The 25,755-nt window shown below is 54.2% G+C and carries 27 protein-coding genes; 16 read left to right on the forward strand and 11 right to left on the reverse strand.

What is annotated here, in order from left to right:
* The first annotated feature begins 14 nt into the window (after positions 1–14).
* Positions 15–1,172, forward strand: a complete 1,158-nt coding sequence (locus tag ATI45_RS05025) for an iron-containing alcohol dehydrogenase (RefSeq protein ID WP_098418534.1) — start codon at positions 15–17, stop codon at positions 1,170–1,172.
* Positions 1,173–1,203: 31 nt separating this feature from the next.
* Here the strand turns inward: ATI45_RS05025 and ATI45_RS05030 are convergent, their stop codons facing one another.
* The 3 genes from ATI45_RS05030 to ATI45_RS05040 form a co-directional block, all read right to left on the reverse strand.
* A complete protein-coding gene (locus ATI45_RS05030; RefSeq protein WP_098421655.1) occupies positions 1,204–2,445 on the reverse strand; it encodes a saccharopine dehydrogenase family protein in 1,242 nt (413 codons plus the stop codon).
* A gap of 86 nt (positions 2,446–2,531) precedes the next feature.
* Positions 2,532–3,470, reverse strand: a complete 939-nt coding sequence (locus ATI45_RS05035) for an electron transfer flavoprotein subunit alpha/FixB family protein (RefSeq protein WP_098418535.1) — start codon at positions 3,468–3,470, stop codon at positions 2,532–2,534.
* Positions 3,470–4,219 (reverse strand): electron transfer flavoprotein subunit beta/FixA family protein, encoded by a 750-nt coding sequence (locus tag ATI45_RS05040; RefSeq protein ID WP_098418536.1) that lies wholly within the window; start codon positions 4,217–4,219, stop codon positions 3,470–3,472. Before ATI45_RS05040 ends, ATI45_RS05035 begins: the two co-directional genes overlap by 1 nt.
* Positions 4,220–4,592: 373 nt before the next feature.
* Here ATI45_RS05040 and ATI45_RS05045 point away from each other — a divergent pair, with 373 nt between their 5' ends.
* Positions 4,593–6,245, forward strand: a complete 1,653-nt coding sequence (locus tag ATI45_RS05045; RefSeq protein WP_098418537.1) for an electron transfer flavoprotein-ubiquinone oxidoreductase — start codon at positions 4,593–4,595, stop codon at positions 6,243–6,245.
* Positions 6,246–6,305: 60 nt separating this feature from the next.
* On the opposite strand, the gene ATI45_RS05050 is transcribed toward ATI45_RS05045, so the two are convergent.
* The 6 genes from ATI45_RS05050 to ATI45_RS05075 all read right to left on the reverse strand — a co-directional run bounded on the left by ATI45_RS05050 (position 6,306) and on the right by ATI45_RS05075 (position 10,828).
* Complete coding sequence (locus ATI45_RS05050) at positions 6,306–6,767, reverse strand: FKBP-type peptidyl-prolyl cis-trans isomerase (protein WP_098418538.1); 462 nt, start codon at positions 6,765–6,767, stop codon at positions 6,306–6,308.
* 106 nt (positions 6,768–6,873) lie between these two features.
* Entirely contained in the window at positions 6,874–7,437 is a 564-nt protein-coding gene (locus ATI45_RS05055; protein ID WP_098418539.1) for a DUF1285 domain-containing protein, read from the reverse strand.
* Positions 7,438–7,471: 34 nt separating this feature from the next.
* Positions 7,472–7,921 (reverse strand): phosphohistidine phosphatase SixA, encoded by a 450-nt coding sequence (gene sixA, locus ATI45_RS05060; protein ID WP_098418540.1) that lies wholly within the window; start codon positions 7,919–7,921, stop codon positions 7,472–7,474.
* Between the two features lie 74 nt (positions 7,922–7,995).
* On the reverse strand, positions 7,996–9,072 hold the full coding sequence (locus ATI45_RS05065; RefSeq protein ID WP_098418541.1) for an NAD(P)H-dependent glycerol-3-phosphate dehydrogenase: 1,077 nt from the start codon (positions 9,070–9,072) through the stop codon (positions 7,996–7,998).
* Between the two features lie 40 nt (positions 9,073–9,112).
* A complete protein-coding gene (locus ATI45_RS05070; RefSeq protein ID WP_098418542.1) occupies positions 9,113–9,604 on the reverse strand; it encodes an STAS domain-containing protein in 492 nt (163 codons plus the stop codon).
* A gap of 18 nt (positions 9,605–9,622) precedes the next feature.
* The gene (locus ATI45_RS05075; RefSeq protein WP_098418543.1) at positions 9,623–10,828 is read right to left on the reverse strand and encodes a PP2C family protein-serine/threonine phosphatase; all 1,206 of its coding nucleotides are present in this window, start codon (positions 10,826–10,828) and stop codon (positions 9,623–9,625) included.
* Positions 10,829–10,998: 170 nt separating this feature from the next.
* On the opposite strand from ATI45_RS05075, the gene ATI45_RS05080 reads away from it, so the two are divergent.
* Positions 10,999–12,471, forward strand: a complete 1,473-nt coding sequence (locus ATI45_RS05080; RefSeq protein WP_098418544.1) for an HD domain-containing protein — start codon at positions 10,999–11,001, stop codon at positions 12,469–12,471.
* Here the strand turns inward: ATI45_RS05080 and ATI45_RS05085 are convergent.
* The gene (locus tag ATI45_RS05085; RefSeq protein ID WP_098418545.1) at positions 12,446–13,522 is read right to left on the reverse strand and encodes an NAD(P)/FAD-dependent oxidoreductase; all 1,077 of its coding nucleotides are present in this window, start codon (positions 13,520–13,522) and stop codon (positions 12,446–12,448) included. The genes ATI45_RS05080 and ATI45_RS05085 overlap by 26 nt on opposite strands.
* Positions 13,523–13,562: 40 nt before the next feature.
* On the opposite strand from ATI45_RS05085, the gene ATI45_RS05090 reads away from it, so the two are divergent.
* The 10 genes from ATI45_RS05090 (at position 13,563) to ATI45_RS05135 (ending at position 22,133) form a co-directional block, all read left to right on the forward strand.
* Complete coding sequence (locus ATI45_RS05090; protein ID WP_098418546.1) at positions 13,563–14,519, forward strand: acyl-CoA desaturase; 957 nt, start codon at positions 13,563–13,565, stop codon at positions 14,517–14,519.
* Entirely contained in the window at positions 14,516–14,983 is a 468-nt protein-coding gene (locus ATI45_RS05095) for a nuclear transport factor 2 family protein (RefSeq protein ID WP_098418547.1), read from the forward strand. Before ATI45_RS05090 ends, ATI45_RS05095 begins: the two co-directional genes overlap by 4 nt.
* Positions 14,980–15,774, forward strand: a complete 795-nt coding sequence (locus ATI45_RS05100) for an SDR family NAD(P)-dependent oxidoreductase (RefSeq protein WP_098418548.1) — start codon at positions 14,980–14,982, stop codon at positions 15,772–15,774. The genes ATI45_RS05095 and ATI45_RS05100 overlap by 4 nt, the downstream gene beginning before the upstream one ends.
* Positions 15,775–15,807: 33 nt before the next feature.
* The gene (locus ATI45_RS05105; RefSeq protein ID WP_098418549.1) at positions 15,808–17,073 is read left to right on the forward strand and encodes an NAD(P)/FAD-dependent oxidoreductase; all 1,266 of its coding nucleotides are present in this window, start codon (positions 15,808–15,810) and stop codon (positions 17,071–17,073) included.
* A 15-nt stretch (positions 17,074–17,088) separates the two neighbouring features.
* Positions 17,089–17,982 (forward strand): DUF1365 domain-containing protein, encoded by an 894-nt coding sequence (locus ATI45_RS05110; protein WP_098418550.1) that lies wholly within the window; start codon positions 17,089–17,091, stop codon positions 17,980–17,982.
* Positions 17,970–19,253, forward strand: coding sequence for an SAM-dependent methyltransferase (locus tag ATI45_RS05115; protein ID WP_098418551.1), 1,284 nt, complete (start codon positions 17,970–17,972; stop codon positions 19,251–19,253). Before ATI45_RS05110 ends, ATI45_RS05115 begins: the two co-directional genes overlap by 13 nt.
* Positions 19,250–19,771, forward strand: coding sequence for a DUF2878 domain-containing protein (locus ATI45_RS05120; RefSeq protein WP_098418552.1), 522 nt, complete (start codon positions 19,250–19,252; stop codon positions 19,769–19,771). The genes ATI45_RS05115 and ATI45_RS05120 overlap by 4 nt, the downstream gene beginning before the upstream one ends.
* The gene (locus ATI45_RS05125) at positions 19,768–20,577 is read left to right on the forward strand and encodes a hypothetical protein (RefSeq protein ID WP_098418553.1); all 810 of its coding nucleotides are present in this window, start codon (positions 19,768–19,770) and stop codon (positions 20,575–20,577) included. The genes ATI45_RS05120 and ATI45_RS05125 overlap by 4 nt, the downstream gene beginning before the upstream one ends.
* A 77-nt stretch (positions 20,578–20,654) precedes the next feature.
* On the forward strand, positions 20,655–21,467 hold the full coding sequence (gene xthA / locus ATI45_RS05130) for an exodeoxyribonuclease III (RefSeq protein WP_098418554.1): 813 nt from the start codon (positions 20,655–20,657) through the stop codon (positions 21,465–21,467).
* Positions 21,468–21,503: 36 nt separating this feature from the next.
* Entirely contained in the window at positions 21,504–22,133 is a 630-nt protein-coding gene (locus tag ATI45_RS05135) for a TetR/AcrR family transcriptional regulator (protein ID WP_098418555.1), read from the forward strand.
* Between the two features lie 24 nt (positions 22,134–22,157).
* Here ATI45_RS05135 and ATI45_RS05140 read toward each other — a convergent pair whose 3' ends face one another.
* Entirely contained in the window at positions 22,158–22,610 is a 453-nt protein-coding gene (locus tag ATI45_RS05140) for a phasin family protein (RefSeq protein ID WP_098418556.1), read from the reverse strand.
* A 158-nt stretch (positions 22,611–22,768) separates the two neighbouring features.
* Between ATI45_RS05140 and ATI45_RS05145 the strand changes: the two genes are divergently transcribed.
* The 3 genes from ATI45_RS05145 (at position 22,769) to ATI45_RS05155 (ending at position 25,753) form a co-directional block, all read left to right on the forward strand.
* A complete protein-coding gene (locus tag ATI45_RS05145) occupies positions 22,769–23,200 on the forward strand; it encodes a TIGR01244 family sulfur transferase (RefSeq protein ID WP_098418557.1) in 432 nt (143 codons plus the stop codon).
* Between the two features lie 47 nt (positions 23,201–23,247).
* The gene (gene hemH / locus ATI45_RS05150; RefSeq protein WP_098418558.1) at positions 23,248–24,363 is read left to right on the forward strand and encodes a ferrochelatase; all 1,116 of its coding nucleotides are present in this window, start codon (positions 23,248–23,250) and stop codon (positions 24,361–24,363) included.
* A 187-nt stretch (positions 24,364–24,550) separates the two neighbouring features.
* Positions 24,551–25,753 carry an esterase/lipase family protein gene (locus ATI45_RS05155; RefSeq protein WP_098418559.1) on the forward strand — a complete coding sequence of 401 codons (1,203 nt, stop codon included), beginning with the start codon at positions 24,551–24,553 and terminating at the stop codon, positions 25,751–25,753.
* Positions 25,754–25,755: the final 2 nt, after the last annotated feature.

A 25,755-nucleotide genomic window follows, 5' to 3' on the forward strand; every position in this document is an offset into this window, starting at 1 on the left:
CTTCGGGATCGACTATGTCTTCGCAAATAATACTTCCACGCATCCTGCAGGTTGGCGCCGGTGCCAGTGAAGAATTACCCAATGTACTTGCCAGCCTTAATTGCAGCCGACCGCTGATTATTACCGACAAGATGATGGTCGATCTAGGCTATGCAGAGTCGCTCAAGGCGTGCCTGCTGCAGCGTTCGATAAGTGCCGATGTGTTTAGCGATACCGTCCCGGAACCCACAGTGGGCTCTATTCAGGCCGGCGTTGAGCAGGTTCGCAACGGCGATTACGATTGTATTGTCGCTCTTGGCGGTGGCAGTCCGATTGACAGTGCCAAAGCGATTTCGATATTGGCCAGCTTCGGTGGGGTAATGAGCGATTACAAATTTCCGCGCATCGTCAATGAAAGCGGTATTCCGGTGATTGCGGTGCCAACCACCGCCGGTACAGGTTCGGAAGCCACCCGCTTTACCATCATCACCGATGAAACCAGTGATGAAAAAATGCTCTGTGTGGGCATCGGCTTTATGCCGGTTGCGGCTCTGGTAGACTACAACCTGACCCTCACCGTACCTGCACGAACCACCGCCGATACCGGCATAGACGCCCTGACCCACGCAATGGAGGCTTACGTCAGTCAGAAAGCGAATCCGTACAGCGACACCCAGGCGCTGGCCGCTATGCGCTTGCTGGGGCCAAATCTGCGTACCAGCTATAAAGACGGAGCCAACAAACCCGCTCGTGAAGCCATGATGCTGGGTTCAACCTTGGCGGGCATCGCATTTTCCGCTGCATCCGTGGCGTTGGTGCATGGCATGAGCCGCCCTATCGGCGCTGCGTTTCATGTGCCCCACGGTTTGTCGAACGCCATGTTGTTGCCGGCCGTTACCGAGTTCTCTATCCCCTCAGCGCCCGAGCGCTACGCCGATTGCGCGCGAGCCATGGGCATTGCTGATGAGAGCGACAGCACAGACCGCGCTAACCAGAAGCTGATGAAAGAACTGTACGCGCTGAACGAAGAACTTCAGGTACCAACTCCAGGCGAATTTGGCATTGATCGCGCCAAATTCTTTGAGTTGATACCTACAATGGCCGAACAAGCCTTGGCGTCTGGCTCCCCAGGCAATAACCCGCGGGTGCCGACTGCGCTGCAGATCGCAGCGCTTTACGAAAGGCTTTGGTAAACCGGCAACGTGCTGATGACTGGGACCCGTTTTAACGGGTCTCCAGCACGTCAAAGCTCAACCCGGCGCGGCTGGTCAAGCGCTCCAGCAACGGTTGGCCCAGCAAGGATGCAGGAGTCCAGAAACCGCCGTCCCGATTCTTCGGAATGTCGAATGCCAAACAGGTTGCTGCTTCGCCGAGCATGCGACTCGTAGCACCGTAACCCGGATCGCGATCGCCTTTAACACGGGTAATGATCGTGCGTCCGTCAGCGGTTTTTCCCACAAATCGTATGTCAAAAAAGCCGGCCTGCTGAGCGTCCGGGCTTGGCCCCTCGCCTGGCTGCGGCACGAATTTTTCAATAGCCCAGCGTGTGGGTTTTACCGCAGAACCCATAAAGAACCCCGCCAAAGCTGCAGTGATGGCGTAAGCAGTCAGCCGGCCTTTCACACCCCGGCCGGTCATCACGGCTTCGTCGTAGGTGAATTCCAGGCCGTAGCGGGTATCTTGCAGAGCGTTAGACCGGTGAATAACACGGGTGTTGATGGCGCCCATCACAAACGGTGCCAGCCAGCTGTTCAGGGTTTTATCAAACCCGGGGCCTTTTAGCGAAGGCTGGCGGGTTTTTGAACGGTGGCCCGCTGGGCTGATGGAGAACGGGTTCGCCATAGAGCGGCGCAGCTCGGGATCGGCGGCCATTTCCTTGGCGATGTTGATCATTGACGCCACTGTGCCGCCAGAGAGCGTTCCCTTGGCCGCTTTCACGCGCATACGTACATCCTGGCACACACTGCCAAACGCGCTCTGGGCCTGTTGCTGAAGGAACCAGACGCCCATATCTGAAGGAATAGAGTCGAAACCGCAGCAGTGCACCATTCGAGCGCCGGATTCCTTCGCGGCCGCTTCATAACGCGACACCATTTTGCCAATCCACTGTACTTCACCGGTAAGGTCACAGTAGTCAGTGCCGGTTTCGACGCAGGCTTTGATCAGTGGTTCGCCAAAAAGCGCATATGGGCCGACCGTAGAAATAATCACCCGGGTGCGCATGCACAGTGCCTGCAGTGCCGGCTCATCGGCGGCATCGGCGACCAATAACGGTAAGTCTGCAGCGCCTGACCCCAGCTGGTTCTTGAGTGTTTCAAGCTTTGACTGGGAGCGGCCGGCTATAGCCCAGGAAACATCGCCACCCACGCCATGGGTGTCGTACAGATACTGGGTCAGAATCTGACCCACAAAACTGGTGGCGCCGAACACCAGCAAATCGTAAGGGGGCTTCTTGCTTGCACTCATCACTTTTCCTGCCTGTGTTTTGATCGGATTTTTCATAAAAAAAGGCACCGGGAAAGGTGCCTTTTTTCAATAGAACCAGAAGCTTATTACGCTTTCTTAAGTTCTTCTTCAAGCTGCGGTATCGCTTCAAAAAGGTCCGCAACCAAGCCGTAATCTGCTACCTGGAAGATAGGTGCTTCTTCGTCCTTGTTGATCGCAACAATCACTTTGGAATCAGACATACCCGCCAGATGCTGAATAGCACCCGAGATACCAACAGCAATGTACAGCTGTGGCGCAACGATTTTTCCGGTTTGCCCTACCTGCATATCGTTGGGCACGAAGCCGGCGTCAACAGCGGCTCTGGATGCACCGACAGCGGCACCCATCAAGTCGGCGATCTGCTCCAGCATTTTGAAATTTTCGCCGTTCTGCATACCGCGGCCGCCAGAGATAACAATCCCGGCGCTGGCAAGATCAGGGCGGTCAGATTTTGCTTTTTGTTCACTCACAAACGTGGACAAGCCTGCATCTTTTACCACGTCCAGCTGTTCCACCGATGCGGAGCCACTTTCTGCTGCTACCGGGTCGAAACCGGTTGGGCGCACGGTGATCACCTTAACGCTATCGCTGGATTTAATCGTTGCGATGGCGTTACCCGCATAAATCGGGCGCACAAAGGTGTCTTGGGCTTCAACACGAATGATGTCAGAAATCTGAGCCACATCCAGCAATGCCGCTACGCGGGGCATGGTGTCTTTGCCCGTACTGCCGGCAGCTGCCAGGATGTGGGTGTAACCCTCGGCCAGCTCAACAATCAGCTGGCTAAGATTTTCACCCAAAAAGTGGCCATAAACCGCGTTATCAGCAACCATCACCTTGTTAACACCGTCAGCCTTTGCTGCGGCTTCCGCGATGGCGCCCACGTTTTCACCGGCAACCAACACATCGATGTTGCCACCGATAGCCTTGGCGGCTGCGATAACACTCAGGGTCGCCTGCTTCAGGCTGCTGTTGTCATGTTCAGCAATTACAAGGATGCTCATCAGATCACCTTCGCTTCGTTCTTCAATTTGTTAACCAGCTCTGCCACGTCTGCAACTTTGATACCTGCCTGGCGTGAAGCCGGGGCTTCCACTTTGACAATTGTCAGGCGCGGAGCGACATCAACACCCAGATCAGCCGGGCTGATGGACTCCAGAGGCTTCTTTTTTGCTTTCATAATATTAGGCAAAGACGCGTAACGCGGCTCGTTCAAACGCAAGTCGGTGGTAACAACCACGGGCAACGTCAGTGAAACGGTCATCATGCCGCCGTCTACTTCGCGGGTTACGTTTACTTTGTCACCGTCGATCACAACTTCAGACGCGAACGTACCCTGGCTCATACCTGCCAGCGCGGCCAGCATCTGGCCAGTTTGGTTGTTGTCTGAGTCGATGGCCTGCTTGCCCAGAATAATCAGGTTGGGCTGCTCTTTGTCGGCTACAGCTTTCAGCAGCTTGGCAACCTGCAAAGACTGAATCTCTGCGTCTGTTTCAATGTGGATGCCACGGTCCGCGCCCAATGCCAAAGCGGTGCGGATCTGTTCCTGACAGGCCTTGGGGCCAATAGAAACCACCACAATCTCGTTCACAACGCCCTTTTCTTTCAGCCGAACCGCTTCTTCAACAGCGATTTCGCAGAATGGGTTCATTGCCATTTTAACGTTAGCGAGATCAACGCCGGAGTTGTCCGGCTTTACACGCACTTTTACGTTGTAGTCAACTACTCGTTTTACAGCAACCAGAACCTTCATAGATTCCTCGTTCTTCTACGATGTGTTTAAAGACGTATCAGCAAATTCAATGGGAGTATCTGCTGCGGGAGTGCAACAATACTGCCGATAAAGCGAAAGCGGGTCAATAGAAATGGCGCCGTTTAGGTCATGCCGGCACAGCCGTAGCAGCTTGAGAACAGGGAGAAAATCCCTACACATCAATTAAAACGAACGTTTGTTTGGCGTACCAGGAAGACGCAAGAAGAGTTACTATAGATACAACGCTAGCTTAACTTTAGCAGCACGCAGTCGTCTGCAGGGTTTTTTACACGTATAATAGCGCACAGATTTTGAAGAGCCCGGTTCAGTCGTGACTGTCCAACATTTAAAAAATATGGTTGAGGAGACTAACGTGGAACGCGAATCGATGGAGTTTGATGTCCTGATCGTCGGTGGTGGTCCTGCTGGCCTTTCGGCAGCCTGTCGCCTGATGCAACTCGCCCAAGATGCAAGCCAGGAATTAACGGTTTGCGTGGTGGAAAAAGGCTCCGAAATCGGCGCTCACATTCTGGCCGGTACCGTTTTTGAGCCAACTGCTTTAAACGAGCTGTTTCCAAACTGGAAAGAGCTGGGCGCACCGTTGAATACTCCGGTCACCCGTGATGATATTTTCCTGCTAAAAGATCAGGAAAAAGCCACAAAGATACCCAATGCGTTTGTGCCAAAGAACATGCACAACCACGGCAACTACATTATCAGCCTGGGTAATTTCTGCCGCTGGCTGGGTGAGCGTGCCGAAGAGCTCGGTGTTGAAGTCTATCCCGGTTTTGCGGCGTCGGAAACGATTGTGGAAGACGGCCAGGTCAAAGGCATTATTACCGGCGATATGGGCGTAGCCCGTGACGGCAGTCATAAAGACAGCTACATGCCCGGTATAGAACTGCGCGCCAAATACACTCTGTTCACTGAAGGTAGCCGCGGCCACCTGGGCAAGCGCCTGATCAACGAATTCAAGCTAGACGCCGGCAAGGATCCCCAGCACTATGGTCTTGGCATCAAAGAATTGTGGGACATTGACCCGGCCAAACACGAACCGGGCCTGGTGGTGCACACTACAGGCTGGCCCCTGAGCGAAAGCAACTCTACCGGTGGCTCCTTCCTGTATCACCTTGAAGGCGGACAGGTATATGTAGGCCTGATTACTGATTTGAGCTACAGCAATCCACACCTTAGCCCGTTTGATGAAATGCAACGGCTCAAGCACCATCCGGAAATCAAAAAACATCTGGAAGGCGGCAAGCGTGTATCTTACGGCGCCCGTGCCATCACCAAAGGCGGCTTTAATTGCCTGCCGAAGATGAGTTTCCCCGGAGGCCTCCTGCTGGGCTGTAACGCCGGCACCCTGACCTTCTCCAAGATCAAGGGCACTCATACGGCCATGAAATCTGGAATGATGGGCGCAGAAGCGGTGTTTGAAGCGCTGAATGCAGGTAAAAGCGGCGAAGAGATCACCAGTTTTGAAGACCGCTTCAAAGACAGCTGGCTGTACAAAGAGCTCTATAAAGACCGTAACTTCGGCCCCAGCATTCACAAATTTGGCCCGATCATTGGTGGTGGCCTGGCGTATCTGGAGCAGAATATTCTGGGCCGTAGCCTGCCCTTCACGTTGCACGACACCCTGGCCGATCACGATGCGATGAAACCGGCGGCTGACTGCAGGCAGATCAGCTATCCAAAACCGGACAATAAACTGACCTTCGACAAATTGACGTCGGTGTTTATCTCGAACACCAACCACGAAGAAGACCAGCCGGTTCATCTGCAGCTCAAAGATCCAAGCATTCCGATAGAGCACAACCTGCCGAAGTACAACGAAGCGGCACAGCGCTACTGCCCTGCGGGTGTGTATGAGGTGGTTGAAGCGGAAGATGGCAGCGGCAAACGCTTCCAGATTAACGCGCAGAACTGCGTGCACTGCAAAACCTGCGACATTAAAGACCCGTCCCAGAATATTACCTGGGTAACACCAGAAGGCGGCGGCGGTCCAAACTACCCCAACATGTAATAGTAACAGGCAAAAAAAAGGCTCCCAAGGGAGCCTTTTTTACGAGCAGTCCACAGTAATTTAGTGAGCGTGCCCGTGTTCCTGTTCTTCGTCTGTTGCGTCGCGAACTTCAACAACTTCAACATCAAAGTGCAGGGTCTCGCCAGCCAGAGGATGGTTCGCATCAATAGTAACGGTCTCGTCACCTACTTCAATAACGCGCACCACTTGGGGGCCGTTCGGCGTCTCCGCCTGGAACTGCATGCCTGGCTCAATGGACTCTACGCCTTCGAATGCGCTGAGGGGAACCGGCTGAATCAGCTCGTCGTTCTTCTCACCATAGGCTTCAGCAGGAGCCACTGAAACTTTCATGGCGTCACCGGCGACTTTTTCATTCAGTGCACTTTCCAGCCCACCGACGATGTTCTGTGCGCCTTCCAGGTAAGACAGCGGCTCCCGACCTTCTACGCGGGAGGAATCCAGTTCTTCTCCCTGGTCATTGGTGAGCGTGTAATGGATGGATACAACGCGGGGTTGTGCCATGTGATCTCCTTGCGTGTCTGAAATGACTGTATTGAATTCATGTATACCCAGCTTAACAACGACTAAACCGCGATAACCATTATTTTTTGGGGCGCAGGCAGAGTTTTCAACCGTTACCGGTCAATTTATAAAAATTCCCTTTGCTGAACACGCCAACCACGGGTTCGCCGTCTGTTACACGCTCAACGGCCAAGTCCGCCAATTCGTAGTAAGCCGCCGTTACTAGCCGTGCCTTCACGCCATGGTGCACCGTTATCAGCGGTCGGGGTTCACCAGTACCGGGGTAAGTGTCCATTTGCAGCGGGTGGTCGGCGCCAACACTAAGAATTTCTCCCACATTGGTGATTAGCGTCAGCGCCTGTTGTTCGCCCTGCCCGCTTACTGTTAATGAGTGCGCCAGCAGCGGTGTGTCTTCCACTTGAATGCGCCATTTTTCGACCGGTGAAACCAGGTAATACTCGCCGTCTTCTTCTAGCCGCAATATGCTGGAAAACAGCTTCACCAGTGCCTCGCGCCCAATAATATTACCTTTAAACCACCAATCGCCGGCGCGATCTATGCGCATCTCCATATCGCCGGAGAGCGGCGGATGCCAGTCTTGCAGTGGCGGTAAACCTTTGGCAGGAACAGACTTTGCGAGCTGCTCCAGGTCTGTTGGTTGTTGGCTCATAGAAGACTCCCTTGGTGGGTAGCTACAGTGAAGGTCAGGGGAAAAACTGGTTTTTCAGATCAGCGCAGCCGGGGCCGACGACGGGCATGTCCAGCAGCACGGCTTGGGCCGTCATGAACGCTGCACCGCGCCGGTGGCCGTCTGTCAGCAGGCTGGTAAGCACGCCGACCAATGGCATGTGCGACACCAGCAACAACGGTGAAGCCGTACTGGCCAATAACGCCTCCAGGCAACGGGCCGGATCGTCGTCTGGCGTAATGAACCGCTTTTCTTCAACCGAACAATTCAATCTTTCGGCCACTATCGCGGCGGTTTGCCGGGCACGAACCAGAGGGCTGCACCAGATGAGCTTCGGGCGGCTATCACTTTCCGCCAGCTGGCCGGCCACTCGGGCAACCTGTTGCCTACCCACGTCGGTGAGCTCGCGCTGCTCATCCTGTGTGTGCCAGCCCGCTTCGCCGTGGCGCATTATAAGAAGCTTCATCAATAACCTCTAAGCGTTTGGTTAACTTGAAAAAAAAGTCGCGATAGAATTGCTATGAAACCGCTATGGAATCGTTATTGAACTATTGTGCGCGGCAGAATGAACTCCACATCGGAGTTCTGCGCGGCCGTCATCAAACCGTTGATAACCGCCTTTACAGACGCATTGCCATATAGAATTTCGTGTAAGCCCCGTACCAGCGGCATTTGAATGCCCATGGCCTCGGATTTGTCGCGCACCAGTTTCAAGGTGTAAATACCTTCTGCGACCTGCCCCAGCTCGGCCGCCGCTTCGTCCAGCTGCCTGCCTTTGCCAATCGCGTAACCAATACGGAAATTCCGGCTTTTGGACGATGTGCAGGTAACAATCAGGTCACCAACGCCAGCCAGTCCCAGGAAGGTCATAGGATTGGCCCCCAGGCTGACCGCAAAGCGGCTCATTTCGGCCATGCCCCGTGTAATCAGCATGGCTTTGGCGTTTTCGCCCATCTCCAAAGCCGAACCTAGCCCGGCGACAATGGCGTAAATATTTTTCAATGCACCCGCCAGCTCCACGCCGTACATATCGGCGTTGGCGTAAACTCGAAAATACTCGCAGCCCAGCAGGTTTTGAACGCTGGTGCGCACCTGTGGGTCTTCCGAGGCTATGACGGTGGCGGTCAGATCACGATTTACAATCTCCGCGGCCAGGTTGGGACCGCTGAGCACACCTATACGGCATTGGGGGATTTCTTCCTGCAGTATTTCGCTCATCAGTTTGAAGCCCTGGGCTTCAATACCTTTGGTCAGGCTAACGACTACCTGGCCATCACGAAAACAGCTGGCGTGCTGGTGAATGACATCACGGAAGGCTTTTGATGGGATGGCAACAAAGACAATTTCGGCGTTGGCAACGGCGCCGGGAAAATCTGTGGTGGGTTCTATATCACCGGCCAGCATGATACCGGGCATGTAACGCTCATTCTGACCGGTTTCGCGGATGCTGTCGGCTTGAGCTTGGTCGCGCATCCAGAAATGCACCCGATGGCCATTTTCAGCCAGCACTTTGACCATGGCTGTGCCAAAACTGCCGCCGCCAAGCACTGCCACATCATGGCGGCCTGGTGCATTGGACGCGTTGCCCTGCGCGGGCGCTGTTGTGTTTTCGGCCATAGTTATTTAACTCTTCAGGAACAGTCATTCCGTTTTTCGCTCAGCCGGTTTCTTCGCATTCCAGGGCGTGAACCAGATTTTTGAATTCTTCCCGATTGCGACTGTTCATACCCATCAGTATTTTATGGGCTTCCAGCACTTTGTCGCGAACCTGCTGCTCACCGGCTTTCAGCTCCGGAATTTCTTCCAGGCGCTCCATGCTGGAGACCGGCTCGCCGACAATAATAAAAATACTGTCGAAACCCATCGAACCGATGATGCGTGTGATATCCGGGTGGGTGGAAATCAGGCTGGGCGTGCATCCGCTCTGTTTTTTGGCGGCCAATGCTATTTTTGCCAAAAGTCCCAGAGTTGTGCTGTCGATGACTTCAGTTTCAGACAGGTCGATGACCACGGTTCTGAAATTGGGATCCTGAGTGATGGACTCAACCAGGTTATCCAGCGTCGAGCACAGATTCAGGCGTATTTCACCAACAAACTTCAAGACATAAATGCCTTTTTCTTCCGCTTGCAGAATTTTATAACCAGCCATTTTCCATACTGCCACTGTTTAGGACGACGGGCTTTCTGAATCACCTGAGGTGTCAGTGACCGACACCATAGCGATATCGTCGGGTAATTCCGTCATCTCATCGAGATTCAAGGCCTCGCTCAAAGAGTCAATAGTGTGACTACCTCCCGATACGAGTTCAAGTAGTGTTCGCTCCTTTTCATCCAGGCTTTTAGCCGGTATGACCTCCAGGATGCCGTCTGAAAACATCAGCAACCTGAACGGCGCCGTCAGCGCCAGCTGAAACACCTGCCATTCAGGCTCTTCAAACAGCCCAACCGGAAGCCCGCTACCCTTTAAGAACTCTGCCGGCTGATCTTCAAACACAATGATCGGCATTGGAAGATGCGCACCTACCGTGTAGCTCAAAACACGTGTTTTCAAGTCAATAATGCCCATGAAAATAGTCACGTGCTTACCCAAACCGGTATCCAGAAGCTCTGAATTTATACGTTGTAAAAAGAGTTCAGGATGCATGATTTCATCATTAAACCCTCGCCTTAAGTCACGCCGTAGCCTGCTGGTCAGATTTTTCAGTAGCACCGTAACAAACGCAGAGCTGGCACCATGGCCAGACACATCTGCGATGTACACCATTACTTTGTCATCGTTTAACTTGAAATAATCCAGAAAATCGCCGCTCAGGAACAACGATGGTTTGATCAGGTGGTCGATGACCACGCCGTTCACTTCCATATTGTGCTCTGGCAGCATTTTCATCTGCACCTTGCGGCCAGCACGGTGGTCTGCGCTGAGCTCGGACATACCCGATCGCAGTTCCCGGTTGGCGTCTTCCAGCTCTTGACGGTATAGCTGATTCAAGCGATTGATTCGTGCTCGCTCAAGCAGCTTTGCAATTACATCGTCCAGAGCGTTACGGTCTGAACTGCAGGGTTTTAGCAGGAAATCTGAGGCACCGGCCCGCATGACCGCTACAACGTCGGCGCCTGTGGCCTGTTCAGCGCAGGCCACAATCGGAATAAAATGATCGCTGTCTTCAAGGCGGTCTGCCACTTTTTGAATGGCGTCTGGCGGTAAATCCGCAAATATGATGTCTGGTGCTGGCCCCTCGTAAAGCGCGCTGGCCGCTGACGGACTTGCATACCCAAGCGCGTAAAAGCCGCGAACTTCCAGGTAACGGGACAGTTCGGCACGCGCATTTGCGTCGGAATCAATGATCAAAATGCGCTGAGTACGCAAAACCATAGCAGCTGCCCTAAACGACTGACGAGAAGCGGAAAACAGAGGGTACAGGGCTTATTCTGGCATTCCTCTGTGATATAACAACCGGTATAAAACCGGTACGAAACCATTACAAAACCATTACAAAACCATTACGAAACCAAGAGTACCATCAATTTTAGGGAAAGCCGATTATGAGGCGCGCCGTAAACGACTTGCTCGGAGCCTACGACAAACTGATTATGGACCCGGTTCACGGGGCCATTCCCCTGTACCGCCATGAAATACAGGTGATAGACCACCCGCTGTTCCAGCGCCTGCGCAATATCTGCCAGAACGACATTCTCAGCCTGGTATTTCCCGGCGCCACCCACTCGCGATTCTTGCACAGCATTGGCGTGATGCACGTGGGCACACGCATGTTCCGTGCGATGATCGACGCCTATCTGCGCGAGCGCCAACTCAGTGAACAAACCGACCTGACCCTGAGCCAACTTGACGCTATCGACTACCTGGCCAAAACCATTCGTTTGGGCTGCCTGCTTCACGACAGCGGCCACTCCAGCTTTTCGCACCAGTTCAGCCAGGCCCGCCACATTCGCGAACTGATGTCGCGGCCCGGAAGGTTTGAGGATTTGTGGGCCGATGTGGACTTTCGCCAGTACCACCCGCAGCCGCCGGAGGAGCTGGAGCACGAGCATTATTCTGTGCGTGTAGCGCACGAAGTGCTCAGCGCTATAGATCTGGCCGCCGCCGGGCTAAACGCGGTCGACGTTATCGGCATTATGGAAACCACAGAAGTTAAACCAAGCCCCACTTTCTGCAAGCACGCAATGACTTTCTGGGAATTCATCGCCGGGGCCGATGCTCACGGCGGCGCTATTGTGGAAGACGATATTCCGGGAATGGTCATGAACCTGCTGTCGTCTATCGTATCCGGCGAAATCGATGCTGACAGGGCCGATTACATGCTGCGCGACGGTTTTCACTCGTCGGTCACCATTGGCGGCTTTAATCTGGACCATCTGTTGAGCAACCTGCGCTTTGGCTGGAACCCCGACGAGCCATGGCTGGGGCTGGCCATCACCCAGAAAGGCTTGGGCGCGCTGGAGGATTTCGTTTATAGCCGTTACCAGATGTACCGCAAGGTGTATGCCCACAAAACCGCGCTGGGTTTTGACTGGCTGCTGCGCGAGGCCATCAACGAAGTATTGGATGACGAAGAAAGTTTCCACTGGATTGATACCTGCCTGAGTGACATGCAGTGGTTTGCGGAGTTAACGGACAACTTCTTCTGGGAAGCGTTTCGTAAAGTGGCGCGGCGCCAGCCAGAAAGCTTTTCATTCTGCATCGTGAACCGGGTAAAGCTGCAACACCTGGATACCCGGGAAGATCTGAACCCAGACGCCATCGCCCAACACAGTCAGTGGCTGGCCGGGCAGCTGGCGCTGAACCCGGCCAATGTGGTGACCTGTTCGATGTATGCACGTTTTTCCAATATTCAGGATAATTTCAACGGCATAAAGGTGCTTATGCGCAACCCCGTCAACCGACGCAGGTCGCTGCAGAAAATCACCGACGTCAGCGCTTTTTTCAGTAAGTTTGGCGACGGCATCATCACCCATTTTTACACACGGCCGTTTACGCCGGCTCCGATCCACCAATAGCGCCCACAAGGCTTACGGCGCTGTTATAAGCGCCTTCTATGCGCCCTCCTGCCAGCCAATCGCCGGCCAGCCCCAATTGCTCGTCTGGGAACCAGAGGTGGCCGGGCTGAGGCTCGTCGCCGGCGTCAGAACGGGCATACAGCCAGCGGTGGGTTAAGGTTTCCAGCGCTGGTTCGGCGCTGCCGCTAAGCTCGGCGAAGGCCGTCATCAAACCATTCACCACTTGCTGGGGTTCGTCGTTCACGTGGGCATTGGTCCACTCGGGCGTTGCGTGCAGCACCCACCAATGGCCTGCAGAAGGTTCATCGAATGCGTTCTCGCGACCCGGCTTGCTGGTGTTGTCCGCTACCCAGAACAACGGTGAATTGGCGACTCTGGCCCCTTGAAAACGCGGCCAGGGGTTAACGTTAAATTTAACGGCTACGGCCCAACACGGCAAAATCTGGGACACCGCCGTGTCCAGTTCGCAGGCAAGTTGCGCCGCACTGCTGTCCGCCAGCAGCTCGCGGGCCTGAGCCGGCGGAGCGGTTATAATTACCTGGTCAAACGCTCCCAAATTCTGGCCGTCGGTGTCCTGCAGAAGCCATTTTTTACTTTCTGAGTCACGGCGTAGTTTTACCACCCGGGTTTGCGCCTGAACATTCAAGCCTTCAGACAAGCCCCGGGTAATGGCGGTCATTCTGGGTGCGCCGACGTAACGCGGTTCCGCGGGAAATTCTGACCAGTCACCGTTATTCTGTTGGTAGCCAAGCTGGCCGTGCCAGGGAACAACCGTGTGCTCACCGGCATGCTGGCGTAAAAACGGCAAAAAATCCGGATTCCGCGATGTGAAATACTGGCCCCCTATGTCCACAGACGTTCCGGCAACCCGTTTTGCAGACAGCCGGCCACCGGGGCCGCGGCTTTTTTCGAACAGGGTCACATCGTGCCCTTGAGCATTAAGCAAAACGCCTGCGGTCAACCCCGCCACGCCTGAACCAACAATGGCAACAGAGCGTATAGTGTCGGTAACAGCGCTTACGGTTCCGTCAGAAGAGTTGTTCTGGTACATAGTGTTGCAGCTTCCATCAGTAATTAAAGGCTTAAAGGGTATGACCCCAGTTCGACATTGGTTTTTAAATATCGTTCGATGGTTTGATTCCGACGCAGGCGCGGACAATCTCGACAGTGATTCACGGGCGTTCAACCTGGTTCGGGTTATACCATTTATTGCCCTGCATCTGGCATGCCTGCTGGTGTATTTTACCGGCACCAGCACCTTTGCTGTGATGTTCGCACTGGCATTTTTTTGGCTGCGAATGTTTGCGATTACCGGATTTTATCACCGCTACTTTGCCCACAAAACATTCAAGACAAGTAGGAAAACCCAATTTATTTTTGGGGTATTAGGTGCTAGTTCGGCGCAGCGCGGGCCCCTTTGGTGGGCGGCACATCACCGCCATCATCACCAGCATTCAGATCAGGAGAAAGACCTGCACTCGCCCCACCAAGGCGGTTTTTGGTGGGCCCATGCAGGATGGTTCACGTGTGACGCCGGTTTTTCGATGAACGAACGCAAAGTACGAGATTGGTTAAAATTCCCCGAGTTGCGCTTTATCAATCGGTTCGACGCCTTGGTGCCGGCCATCGCGGCACTGATTATTTACGGCATAGGTGAAGGCTTGGCAGCTTGGGCGCCCAGGCTGGGAACGAATGGCCCTCAGTTGTTAGTTTGGGGCTTCTTCATCTCTACTGTTGTGCTGTTTCACGCCACGGTATCCATCAACTCACTGTCTCATGTGTGGGGTAAGCGGCGTTTTGAAACCGGGGACGACAGCCGCAACAACTTCTGGCTGGCGTTGCTTACTTTGGGTGAAGGTTGGCATAACAATCACCATCGCTGGCCGCAGTCTGTACGCCAAGGTTTTCGCTGGTACGAAATCGACATTACCTGGTACGGCCTGTGGTTACTGGCCCGGTTAGGAATTATCTGGGACCTGAACCCAATTCCGAAAAACGTTCAGGAAGAAACCCGCAAGTTAGACTCCATCAGGAGGATGCAATCATGACCATCGCACCAAAAATCGAGGTAGGCTCACAACATGCAGCCACGCCTCACGTTGTTAATCGCTTTCGCGAGCTGTTTAACACATTAGACAAAGGCAACCTGAATAAGCTCGCCGGAGTTTATGGTGAGCATATCCACTTCAAAGATCCCTTGGGCGAAGTCCACGGTCTGGATGAATTAACCCGCTATTTTGCAGGGTCTTACCAGAACGTCATCGCCTGTCATTTTGTATTTGCCCAGGAAGCCGTGGACGAAGGCACCGTTACCCTGCCCTGGACCATGTATCTGCGCCACAAGCGCATCAATGGCGGCCGAGAAATTCAGGTAGAAGGTATCAGCCATTTACACATTGGCGGTGGCAAAGTGAATTATCATCGGGATTACTTTGATGCCGGCCAGCTACTGTATGAAAACCTGCCTCTGCTGGGCGGTATTATTCGCAAAATAAAGGAACATGCCGGATGAAAAACGTGCTTCAGAAAAGTAGCAATGTTTGGCTCACCGGCGCAAGCTCCGGCATTGGCGAAGCGTTGACCCGTGTGCTAGTAGCTGACGGCCATAAACTGGTGCTTACGGGCCGCCGCCCGGAGCCACTGCAAAACCTGCAACAATTGGCTTCAGACCGCATCAGTGTTGCCGCCGCCGATACCACCAGTAGTGAGGAGTTAGTCACGATTGCGCCGGTTCTGGAAAGCCATGGCCCGCTCAATATGGCCATTTTGAACGCAGGCACCTGTGACTACGTCGACATTGCCAATTACAGCAGCGACGTGATCGGTAACAACATCATAACGAATGTTATGGGCACCGCCCGTAGCCTGGACATTGCACTGCCTGCACTGCGCCGGGCTCGCGCCGAAGGCGAATCGGCGACTCTGGTCATCGTGAGCTCGTCAGCTTGGTGGCTGCCGTTCACGCGGTCAGAAGGCTATGGTGCTTCTAAGGCGGCGCTCAGCTATTTGGGCCATTGCCTTCGAGCCGATTTGGCGCCAGAAGGCATTGATGTCGTAGTGGTATCGCCCGGATTCGTGAAAACGCCCCTGACCGACCTCAACGACTTCCCCATGCCCTTTATCTTGACCGCTGAACAAGCCGCAGAGCGCATTGTCAGCGGTTTGAAGAAAGGCCATCGCGATATTGCCTTCCCCAAACGGTTCACTTGGGCAATGAAGCTTTTGGGTGCACTGCCGCAACCGGTTATTGACCGGATGGCCGCTGCCATGGCGCGGCAATCAGCCGCTAACACGGCAAAATAACCCGACATAATTCTGGCATAAGGCGAACAGTTAATGAGTTTTCAGCGTCAGCGAATTGCTGTCATTGGTGCCGGTGTGTCCGGCCTCACAGCAGCCTGGCTGCTGGCAGAGCACCACGACATCGAAGTTTTCGAGGCAGCGGATTACGCCGGAGGTCACACCAATACCGAACAAGTCTCCTCGGGAGGTCGTTTCTGGCCGGTAAACACCGGATTTATTGTATACAACGACTGGACCTATCCGAACTTCATCAAGTTGATGGATCGGTTAGGCGTTGCGTCAGAAGTTAGCGACATGAGTTTCAGTGTCGACAGTCGCCGCACGGGCCTGCAGTACAACGGCACGAATCTGAACACCCTGTTTGCCCAGCGCCGCAACCTGCTAAACCCTCGATTCCTCAAAATGATTCGCGAAATCTTGCGTTTCAACAAGGAAACTCAGCAGCAGTTGGCCAATCAAAGCATCGACGACAGCGAAACCCTGGGAAGCTACCTCGACCGCAACGGCTACTCGGCGTACTTTCGCAATTTCTACATTATACCCATGGGGTCCGCTATCTGGTCGGCGCCTGAGGTGGTACTGGAACGCTTTCCTATCCGCTTTTTTCTGCAATTTTTTAGCAATCACGGCATGTTGTCGGTTGATGACAGGCCAACCTGGCGAGTGATAACCGGCGGTTCTGCGCAATACGTGGGCAAAATGATGGACCGCCTGGACGGCCGCCTGCGGTTGAATAGCCCGGTGCAGCAAGTGAAACGTGACGCAGACGGAGTTACCGTGATGTGCGCGGGCGGCGAGCAGCGCTTTGACCAGATTGTATTCGCCTGCCACAGCAACCAGGCGCTGGCCATGCTGGCCCAACCCACAGCAACGGAACAACAGGTTCTCGGCGCCATCGCTTACCAGAATAACGATGTGGTACTGCACACAGACGCCAGCGTGTTACCGTCAAATCGCCGGGCGTGGGCGGCGTGGAACTATCTGATTCCTGCCAGCAATAACGAGTTGGTTTCAGTGACCTACAACATGAATATTCTGCAGAATTTCCACAGCGCGGAAGAGACTTTTTGCGTCACCTTGAACCGTAGCCACGACATAGCGCCCGACAAGGTTATCAAAAAGTTTGAATACGCCCACCCGGTGTTCACTTTGGAGGCTGTGGCGGCGCAAAAGCGCTACGAGGAAATCGGCAACCAGAACCGCAGCCACTTCTGCGGCGCCTACTGGTTCAATGGTTTTCACGAAGACGGTGTAAACAGTGCGTTGCGGGTAACCCGTGCCTTTGGCGTGGAGCTCTGACCATGAGTAATCGCCATGAGCAGTGATTGGCTGGAAGGCAGCATACGCCACCGGCGCCAACACCCAGTGCAACACGAGTTCAGCTACCACACCGGTATGCTGGCGCTGGATGTCGACAACTGGCAGTTGGCCACCACGGTTAGCCCACTGTTTTCTGTGGAGCGGTTTAACTGGCTGTCGTTGTATCGGAAAGACTACTTCAAGCCAGACCACGGTCCTCTGGGCCAGGCACTACGGGACTATGTTTGTGAGGCGACAGGCTGGACCCCCGATGGCAAAATCGAGCTGATCACCCACCCGCGCTACTTTGGTTATGTGTTTAATCCGGTCAGCTTCTATTTCTGTTACACCAAGGGTGATAACCCTGCAACCGGAGCAGTACCGCGGGTCATTATCGCGCAAATCACCAACACTCCCTGGCATGAACGCCACGCTTACTGCCTTGAAACCGTTGGCCATCCCGCCAACAAGGCCGGCTGGCGTAGCGAACAATTCGAGTTCGAAAAACGCTTCCACGTGTCACCGTTCAACGGCATGCATCAGAATTACCGCTGGACCTTCAGCTTTCGTGGGCCGCAATTGCGCGTTCACATGAGCGTGATGGAAGAGAATACCCGTCAATTTGATGCCACCTTAGTGGTCCAACGCAAGCCGCTCAGTCGTAGGATACTCCATAGCAGCCTGCGACAGTTTCCGCTGGAAGCGTTAAAAATCGGCGCCAGAATATATTGGCATGCGCTGAAACTGAAACTAAAAGGTGCACCGTTTTACACCCATCCGGACAAGTTGGAACCCAACAACCCGGCATTCAGGCTGGGGCAAGAGGATTGCGGCTTGGATCTTGTGCCAGAGCAGTCCAATGAACGATCTCAAGGAACAAGCGGAAAGGTTAGCTCATGGAGAATATGAATACGTCCTCAGCGGTTTCGGCGAAAATAACATCCGCGCGGCGGCCCTCTCCTATGGCTAGCCGGGTGGCGCGTTCGCTGGTAATGCAGCAACTGACCCGCTTACAACAAGGCACGCTGGTTATTCGTGAAGCCGGTGCCAGCGATGTTACTGTAGGGGATGGCAATAGCGCTTATCCTGCCGCCGAGTTGGTTATTCACAATCACAGTACTTGGCGCGACCTACTCACCGGTGGCAGCATCGGGGCCGCTGAAGCTTATGTGGCTGGCGACTGGAGCTCCCCGAACTTGGTGTACCTGCTGCGTTTTTTCAGCCGCAACATTGATTTAATGAATCGATTTGAAGACCGTTTCAGCTGGGTAACCAAGCCCGCCCTGAAGGGGCTGCACTGGCTTAATCGCAATACGCCAGAAGGATCGCGTAAAAATATCAGTGCCCATTACGATCTCGGCAATGACCTGTTCGAGTTGTTTCTAGACCAATCCTTAATGTATTCGTCGGCCATCTATCAGGCGCCGGAAAGTACGCTAGACGAAGCGTCGGCCTATAAGCTCGATGTTATCTGCCGCAAGCTGGAACTCAAGCCTAGCGACCAAGTCCTTGAAATCGGTACTGGTTGGGGCGGTTTTGCTATCCACGCTGCCAAGCATTACGGCTGCCACGTGACCACCACCACCATCTCGGCTGAACAGCTGGCGCTGGCGAAACAACGGGTTGAAGCAGAAGGCCTGCAAGACCGCATTACATTGCTATTTGATGACTACCGCGACCTGAGCGGCCAGTACGACAAACTGGTGTCTATCGAAATGATTGAAGCCGTTGGCCCGCAGTTTTTGCCCAGTTACTTTGGCCAAATCAGCCAGCTGTTAAAACCAGAAGGCCTTGCGCTCATACAAGCCATCAACATGCCTGAACAGCGTTATCAGCGAGCCTTGAAAAACGTTGATTTCATTCAGCGCTACATCTTCCCCGGCAGCTTTATTCCATCATTCGGAGCCATGGTGGGCGCCGTTCGCGAGCAAACAGACCTGGTGCTTGCCCACGTTGAAGACTTGGGATTTCACTACGCCCGCACTCTCAATGACTGGTGTCAGCGCTTCCAGGCTCACAGCCAAAATCTTCACCAACGGGGCTATGACGATGCATTTCAGCGCCTTTGGCACTTTTATTTTGCGTATTGCGAGGCGGGTTTCAGTGAACGGGCCATTGGCGTAGCGCAAATTGTGATGGCGAAACCCGGCCACAAACACGCACCCGTTCACAGCGTATGATTTCCTCACAAACCCATCGTAACATTCTGAATTTCGTCATGTTCGAGCTTGGCTGGCTGGCCTGCGTTGTGCTCTCGCAGGCCTGGGCTCTGGCCATTGTGGCGGTATTCTTGATGCTGCATTTTGTTCTGGTCAGCCAGTACAAAATGGACGAACTGAAATTTATTGCTATAGGTACTCTGGCAGGTTCGTTACTGGATGGCCTTTGGCTGCGCACCGGCATTCTTGCCGACACCAGTGGCGCTGCTGTCATAACGCCGCCCTGGCTGATTGCGCTTTGGGCAACTTTTATGACCTCGCTTAATCATTCCCTGAAGTGGCTGGGCCGCAACCGGATGCTGATGTTCCTGATAGTGCCCATTGCCGGGCCTTTTGCTTACTGGTCCGCCAGCGCACTAGGAGCCGTTACCTTACCCAATATGCTGCCGTCTTTACTGGCGCTGGCCGTGGGGTGGTTGGTGCTGTTTCCGGCTCTGCTGTCTCTGCGCGACTTTCTGTACCCTAGGCTTGCGCAATGAACGCCCGCAACGCCAAGCCAAAATTTGAGTGGTGTGCAACGGCGGCCCTTGCTGCAACGTTGGCCTGGGCGCCTGCTATGGCCGACGCCAGCGCCGAGTTCCACTTCACCGGCAGCGCTCGCCCCTTAGGCAGCGCAAACGCCGGCAGCGAGCTTTACCGCGAACAACATACAATGCAGGGCGTCTGCCGCGGCAATCAGTTCAAACCGCAGAACCACAGGGTTGAATATTTTGACGCCGGCTCTGATACCCCGTTCGCTTTCAAGCAGCTTCGCTATGACCGCGACAACCAGCCCAGCCTGCTGCGCCCCGACGTAGAGTTCGTTCAACCCCGATTCAACGAGCGCCTTTCGGTCGGCTATGATTCAGGGAGTGTTGCCATAGAATGGCAATCGCCCGGCCAAGAGCTTGAACAGTTTCGTCTGGACAGTAACAACAGCCTGGTAGTGGACTCCGGTTTTGACAACCTGGTTCGGCAAAACTGGCAAAGTGTGGTTGAGGGCGGCTCTGTGAATTTCGAATTTCTGGCGCCAACCCGCGGTAGTTACTACAGTTTTGTGATGGAGCCTGTCGATGACAAGGCCAGCAGCGACCGGATTCGCGCCGATCACCTGATTCAAATTCGCCCAACCAGTCTCTTTCTGCGGCTGGTGGTAGAACCCATCTTGCTGGGCTACAACCAGCAAGGCGCCCTGACCCACTATTCCGGCTTGACCAATATCCGTCGCAACCAGCAAGAAAATATTCAAGCGGATATCGTCTACAGCGTTACGGAATATCCGCCTTGTTCGCTGCTGGCACCCTAAGCGAAAACCAGGCGCCATTCCCTCGCGGTTTCAATGTGTTAAACTCCCGCTAAACTTGTGCCGGAGAACCGTCCCCCATGATGTTTGTGTCATTCAACGTCAACAGCATTCGTACACGCCAGCATCAGCTTGCGGCTGTTATTGAACAGCTGGAACCGGATTTTATTGGTTTGCAGGAAACAAAAGTCAGCGATGAAGATTTCCCGCTGGCAGACATCGAAGCGCTGGGTTACCACGTGCAGTTTCACGGCCAAAAAACCCATTACGGCGTGGCGCTTTTGTCAAAAATGACGCCCGACAAGGTATACAAAGGCTTTCCTGACGACCTGGATAACGCCCAGCGCCGACTGATTACCGCAGACTTCACCGTGAATGGTGAAACCCTGACCGTTATCAACGGCTATTTTCCCCAGGGCGAAAGCCGAGAACACCCGGTGAAGTTTCCCGCAAAACAGAAGTTTTATGCAGATCTGATGAGCTACCTGGATGAGCTGAAACTGCGCGACACCAAAGTGGTGGTGATGGGGGACGTGAACATCTCCCCGACTGACAAAGATATCGGCATAGGCGCAGATAATGCCAAGCGCTGGCTGCGTAGTGGTAAGTGCAGTTTTCTGCCAGAGGAGCGCCAATGGCTGGGTGAAGTGGAAAGCCGTGGCTATACCGATGTGTTTCGCCACCTGCACCCGCACGAAGCAGACACGTTCAGCTGGTTTGATTACCGCAGCAAAGGTTTCGATCGCGAACCAAAGCGCGGGCTGCGCATTGACTTGATCATGGCCAGTGATAATTTGTTGCCCCAAGCGCAAAGCGCCGGCGTCAGCTATGATGTTCGTGCTATGGATCGCCCTTCTGATCACGCTCCGGTGTGGGCCAGATTCACGCTCTGATTCTTTCTTCACCAACCAGGAAGGTGGTCGCGCGTTATGGCAAAGATCAAAACTCGCGATCGCATTCTGGACACCAGTCTGGCGCTGTTCAACGCCCTGGGTGAGCCGAATGTCACCACGCTGCTGATATCCGACGAACTGGACATCAGCCCGGGCAACCTTTATTACCACTTCAACAACAAAAGCGACATTGTCAGCGAACTGTTTGAAGGTTTCGAGCTCCAGATGCACGACTTACTGGCCGTGCCCGCAGACGCCAGCATAAGCCTGGACCAACAAAATTTCTTTTTGCATCTGTTATTCGAAGCGGTGGCTCACTACCGTTTTCTGTATCAGGACCTGGTGAATGTGCTGTCGCGCCATCCCCGGCTACAGCCAAAATTTCGCAAAATATTGAAGCTGAAAAACAACGCGTTCCACACCATCTGCACCAGTTTCAGTGCCCAGGGATTTATGACTATCGGCACCGAGGAGCTAGCGACTTTATGTGACCAGTTAACGCTCACCACTTGTTACTGGAGCAGTTTTGATACGCTTTCACATCTTGATGATCGTAATGCGGTAGACCCTGGTCGCGGGGTATACCAGACCATGAGCCTGATGCTGCCCTACTTGGCCCCAGAGGAAAAAGAGCAGGCGTTGCTGATCAGCAGAAGTTACCTATAAAACAGCGGAGTTCTGATGGCCGTGTCACTCTTCCTCATTATAGCCAGGCGTTAATTTCTTAAGGCGATCAAGTTCTGCTTCCAGGCGCTCTACCCGCTTTTGCAAACTCATGACATCTTCATGGCGATACATTCCCAGGCGACGCAGAGCGCCAGATACCCGCTGATCGAACAGATGTTCTAGCTTGTCCCAGGTGCCCGTAGCGCGCTCGCGAACGCCCTCTACCCGATCTTCCACCGACTTCAGCTGTTTTTCCACCACACCACGGGTGCGGCTCTCCATTTGCTCGCCTTCTTGCACCAGGCGTTCGAAAAAACGACCGGTATCTTCTTCGGTTTTATTGAAGGCGCCCAGCCCTGCCAACCAGATCTGTCGTGCCGAATCCTTTATTCTGCCCGGCAACTGGGCATCGGAATCCTTTATTTTGTCCGGCAACTGGGCATCGGAATCCGTATTTTTTTCATGGTCATCGGTCATGACAAAACCTCCAGGCAGGCGCCGAAGCGCGAGTTAAAGCAAGGCTCCCATTGTATTACAGCCGGCGCCCGATTGCAGTGGAGGCTTTCTTTTGCATGTTCGCCGCGGTATGCGATTATGGAGGCTTGTTTCCAAACTCGATTCCGGGAGATAACGCGATGGACCTCAGAAAAATTAATGACCGTATTTCGGTAGCACCGCAGATTCAGATAGCCGACCTACCCGCCATAGCGGGCCTGGGCTTCAAAACTCTGGTCGCCAATCGCCCGGATGGCGAAGAGCCAGGCCAGCCGCTCATGGCCGGCATCGAGGAAGCCGCCCGTGAGCAAGGCTTGCAATTTGTATACATGCCGGTGGCCTCTGGCAATATCAGCGATGATGACGTGGAACGCTTCGGCGCAATGATCCGCACAGCCGACGCCCCCGTACTGGCTTTCTGCCGCTCCGGAACTCGCTGTACCGTTCTGTGGGCGCTCAGCTCGGCTGGTGAAACTCCGGCAAAGGAAATATTCGAAAAAGCCCAAGGCGCCGGCTACGACATCAGCGGCATTGCGCCACGGCTGGCTCAGCAGGCTCAGAAAAAGGGCTGAAAAGCCAACATACCCCACTCGCACAGGCAATCAGTCAGGACTCATTCATGCAATTCAAAGGTTCCGAAAACTTCCGCCACAACCAGCAGGAACGCCTGGGCGTGCTGGTTACCAATTTGGGGACACCCGATGCCCCAACCACATCGGCGCTGCGGCGCTATCTGGGGGAATTTCTGTGGGACCCGCGCGTGGTAGAAGTACCCCGCCCTTTATGGTGGCTGATTTTACACGGCGTTATTCTGCGCATTCGCCCATCACGCAGTGCCAAAGCCTACGCCGGTGTGTGGCAACCAGAAGGCTCGCCATTACTGACCCACACGGCCGACCAAGCCAGCGCCATTAGCGAAGAACTCAAAGCCCGCTACGGCGACAATGTGGTGGTGGAGTTTGCCATGCGCTATGGCAACCCATCCGTGGCCAGCGCCCTGGACGAAATGCAACGGCAAGGCGTGCGCAAAATGCTGGTACTGCCCCTGTACCCGCAATACTCCGCGTCTACCTCAGCCTCCACCTTTGATGCCATCGCCCAGGATTTCGCCAAGCGCCGCTGGTTGCCAGATTTTCGCTTTATCTCTCATTACCACGATTTTCCACCTTACATCGAGGCCATGGCCGAGCTTATCGAAGCCCATTGGATAGAGCACGGGCGCAAACAGAAACTGATGCTGTCTTACCACGGCGTGCCTAAGAAATACTTGACCAAAGGCGACCCTTACCACTGCGAATGCCACAAAACATCGCGCCTGCTGGCGGAGCGTCTGGGCCTGACCAAAGATGAATACATGACCACTTTTCAGTCGCGATTTGGCCGCGAAGAATGGTTGAAGCCCTACACCGACGAAACCCTGAAGGCCCTTCCCGGCCAAGGCGTCAAATCCGTGGATGTATTCTGCCCGGGCTTCTCTTCAGACTGCCTGGAAACGGTAGAAGAAATCGACGAAGAAAACCGCGAGTACTTTATGGAATCCGGCGGTGAGGCGTTTCATTACGTCACCGCATTGAACGCAACGCAGGGACACATTGATGCGTTGGTTGCCCTGATCGAGCAGAATATTGAAGGCTGGCAAATACCGCAGAACAACCCGGAGCACCTGGCTGAACGCAAAGCCCTGGCCGATGCGCAGCAGGCCAAGGTGTATCCCCAGGACACCACCGAACTCTAAGGTTTGTATGCGTTAAGCTTCCGTTGTACCCGGGGACAGATTTGAAATCTGTCCCCTTACCTGTGTTGTATCCGGGGACGGATTTCAAATCCGTCCCCTTATTGATCTGTCCCCCTTATTCCTATTCAACTGTTCCCGTCATCTTACCTGTGCCAGAATCTTCTGCATATGCTAGGAGAACAACACAATGGTATCAGTCAAATCGTTACACGGCTCGGCCCAACTGCTTCTGGATGTGGCGGGTGGCGTTACCCGCATAGCCGAACGGACACATCGCACCATTGTCCGGGAGATAAACCCGTTAAACCGGCTGCGTGACGTTGCAGGCGAGCCCTCTGAGGAACAGGAAGGTCGTACCTATCGGTTTATTCAAGCAACCATGTCTTCATTACAACAAGGTTTGCACCGATCGTTTGACGGATTCTCGGCAGATGAAGAGCCCCCGCACTCGGCACAAAGCGAGAAAGTCGCGGCGGCGTTGAATGGTGTCTGCGGTGATCACTTGGAAGCCAGCAACAACCCCCTGGCAATTACCATGCATTTCAGAGACAGCCAAGGCGCAAAACTAAGGCCTGACTCCGGCAGCGTGAGCGCCATGTTTCCCGACGCCAGTCCGCGCATTGTGGTACTGGTTCACGGCCTGTGCCTGTCGCACGAGTACTGGAAAGGCCACGAAAAAGCGGATTTGGGTATCGAGCTGCAGCGAGCCCATGGCTTCACGCCGCTGTATCTCAATTACAACACTGGCCGGCATATTTCCAGTAACGGCAGGGAGTTAAGCGAACAACTTCAGGTATTAATAGACGCCTGGCCGGTCGAAGTTGAAGAGCTGGTTCTGATTGGCCACAGCATGGGCGGGCTGGTTATCCGCAGCGCCTGCTGGTATGGCAGCGAGCCGACATTACCCTGGACCCATCTGGTGAAAAAAGCACTTTACCTGGGCTCGCCCCATCACGGCGCCGCACTGGCCAAAGCCGGGCATTTACTCACCTTCGTGATGCACAGATTCCGCTACGCCAGCCCTTTTGCGCTGGCGCAACATACCAGCGCCGGCATCAAAGACCTAAGACACGGCAATTTGCTTGACGATGACTGGAAAGGCATCAATCAGGACGAATATCACCCCGACATCCGCAAGCCGGTTCCTCTGCTAGAGGGCGCCCGACACTACTTCCTGGCCGCTACCATAGGCGATCACCCAGCAGACTTTTCCAGCACCATGGTGGGAGATCTTCTGGTGCGGCTGGATAGCGCAAAGGGGCATCATTCGGACGATTTGAAAAAATTACACATACGCCCGGAAGACTGTCGGGTGTTTGAAAAATTGAATCATCTGGCGCTGCTCGACAACAAGGTCGTGCATGATCAGATACTGGAGTGGCTTGATTAACA

This window comes from Marinobacter sp. LV10MA510-1 (genome assembly GCF_002563885.1).
Lineage (GTDB): Bacteria > Pseudomonadota > Gammaproteobacteria > Pseudomonadales > Oleiphilaceae > Marinobacter.

What these genes read in the sequence shown, in the direction of transcription:
- ATI45_RS05025 (WP_098418534.1), top strand. Translation starts at nt 15, where the DNA reads ATGTCTTCGCAAATAATACTTCCACGCATCCTGCAGGTTGGCGCCGGT.
- ATI45_RS05030 (WP_098421655.1), bottom strand. Translation starts at nt 2,445, where the DNA reads ATGAGTGCAAGCAAGAAGCCCCCTTACGATTTGCTGGTGTTCGGCGCC.
- ATI45_RS05035 (WP_098418535.1), bottom strand. Translation starts at nt 3,470, where the DNA reads ATGAGCATCCTTGTAATTGCTGAACATGACAACAGCAGCCTGAAGCAG.
- ATI45_RS05040 (WP_098418536.1), bottom strand. Translation starts at nt 4,219, where the DNA reads ATGAAGGTTCTGGTTGCTGTAAAACGAGTAGTTGACTACAACGTAAAA.
- ATI45_RS05050 (WP_098418538.1), bottom strand. Translation starts at nt 6,767, where the DNA reads ATGGCACAACCCCGCGTTGTATCCATCCATTACACGCTCACCAATGAC.
- ATI45_RS05055 (WP_098418539.1), bottom strand. Translation starts at nt 7,437, where the DNA reads ATGAGCCAACAACCAACAGACCTGGAGCAGCTCGCAAAGTCTGTTCCT.
- sixA (WP_098418540.1), bottom strand. Translation starts at nt 7,921, where the DNA reads ATGAAGCTTCTTATAATGCGCCACGGCGAAGCGGGCTGGCACACACAG.
- ATI45_RS05065 (WP_098418541.1), bottom strand. Translation starts at nt 9,072, where the DNA reads ATGGCCGAAAACACAACAGCGCCCGCGCAGGGCAACGCGTCCAATGCA.
- ATI45_RS05070 (WP_098418542.1), bottom strand. Translation starts at nt 9,604, where the DNA reads ATGGCTGGTTATAAAATTCTGCAAGCGGAAGAAAAAGGCATTTATGTC.
- ATI45_RS05075 (WP_098418543.1), bottom strand. Translation starts at nt 10,828, where the DNA reads ATGGTTTTGCGTACTCAGCGCATTTTGATCATTGATTCCGACGCAAAT.
- ATI45_RS05080 (WP_098418544.1), top strand. Translation starts at nt 10,999, where the DNA reads ATGAGGCGCGCCGTAAACGACTTGCTCGGAGCCTACGACAAACTGATT.
- ATI45_RS05085 (WP_098418545.1), bottom strand. Translation starts at nt 13,522, where the DNA reads ATGTACCAGAACAACTCTTCTGACGGAACCGTAAGCGCTGTTACCGAC.
- ATI45_RS05090 (WP_098418546.1), top strand. Translation starts at nt 13,563, where the DNA reads ATGACCCCAGTTCGACATTGGTTTTTAAATATCGTTCGATGGTTTGAT.
- ATI45_RS05095 (WP_098418547.1), top strand. Translation starts at nt 14,516, where the DNA reads ATGACCATCGCACCAAAAATCGAGGTAGGCTCACAACATGCAGCCACG.
- ATI45_RS05100 (WP_098418548.1), top strand. Translation starts at nt 14,980, where the DNA reads ATGAAAAACGTGCTTCAGAAAAGTAGCAATGTTTGGCTCACCGGCGCA.
- ATI45_RS05105 (WP_098418549.1), top strand. Translation starts at nt 15,808, where the DNA reads ATGAGTTTTCAGCGTCAGCGAATTGCTGTCATTGGTGCCGGTGTGTCC.
- ATI45_RS05110 (WP_098418550.1), top strand. Translation starts at nt 17,089, where the DNA reads ATGAGCAGTGATTGGCTGGAAGGCAGCATACGCCACCGGCGCCAACAC.
- ATI45_RS05115 (WP_098418551.1), top strand. Translation starts at nt 17,970, where the DNA reads ATGGAGAATATGAATACGTCCTCAGCGGTTTCGGCGAAAATAACATCC.
- ATI45_RS05120 (WP_098418552.1), top strand. Translation starts at nt 19,250, where the DNA reads ATGATTTCCTCACAAACCCATCGTAACATTCTGAATTTCGTCATGTTC.
- ATI45_RS05125 (WP_098418553.1), top strand. Translation starts at nt 19,768, where the DNA reads ATGAACGCCCGCAACGCCAAGCCAAAATTTGAGTGGTGTGCAACGGCG.
- xthA (WP_098418554.1), top strand. Translation starts at nt 20,655, where the DNA reads ATGATGTTTGTGTCATTCAACGTCAACAGCATTCGTACACGCCAGCAT.
- ATI45_RS05135 (WP_098418555.1), top strand. Translation starts at nt 21,504, where the DNA reads ATGGCAAAGATCAAAACTCGCGATCGCATTCTGGACACCAGTCTGGCG.
- ATI45_RS05140 (WP_098418556.1), bottom strand. Translation starts at nt 22,610, where the DNA reads ATGACCGATGACCATGAAAAAAATACGGATTCCGATGCCCAGTTGCCG.
- ATI45_RS05145 (WP_098418557.1), top strand. Translation starts at nt 22,769, where the DNA reads ATGGACCTCAGAAAAATTAATGACCGTATTTCGGTAGCACCGCAGATT.
- hemH (WP_098418558.1), top strand. Translation starts at nt 23,248, where the DNA reads ATGCAATTCAAAGGTTCCGAAAACTTCCGCCACAACCAGCAGGAACGC.
- ATI45_RS05155 (WP_098418559.1), top strand. Translation starts at nt 24,551, where the DNA reads ATGGTATCAGTCAAATCGTTACACGGCTCGGCCCAACTGCTTCTGGAT.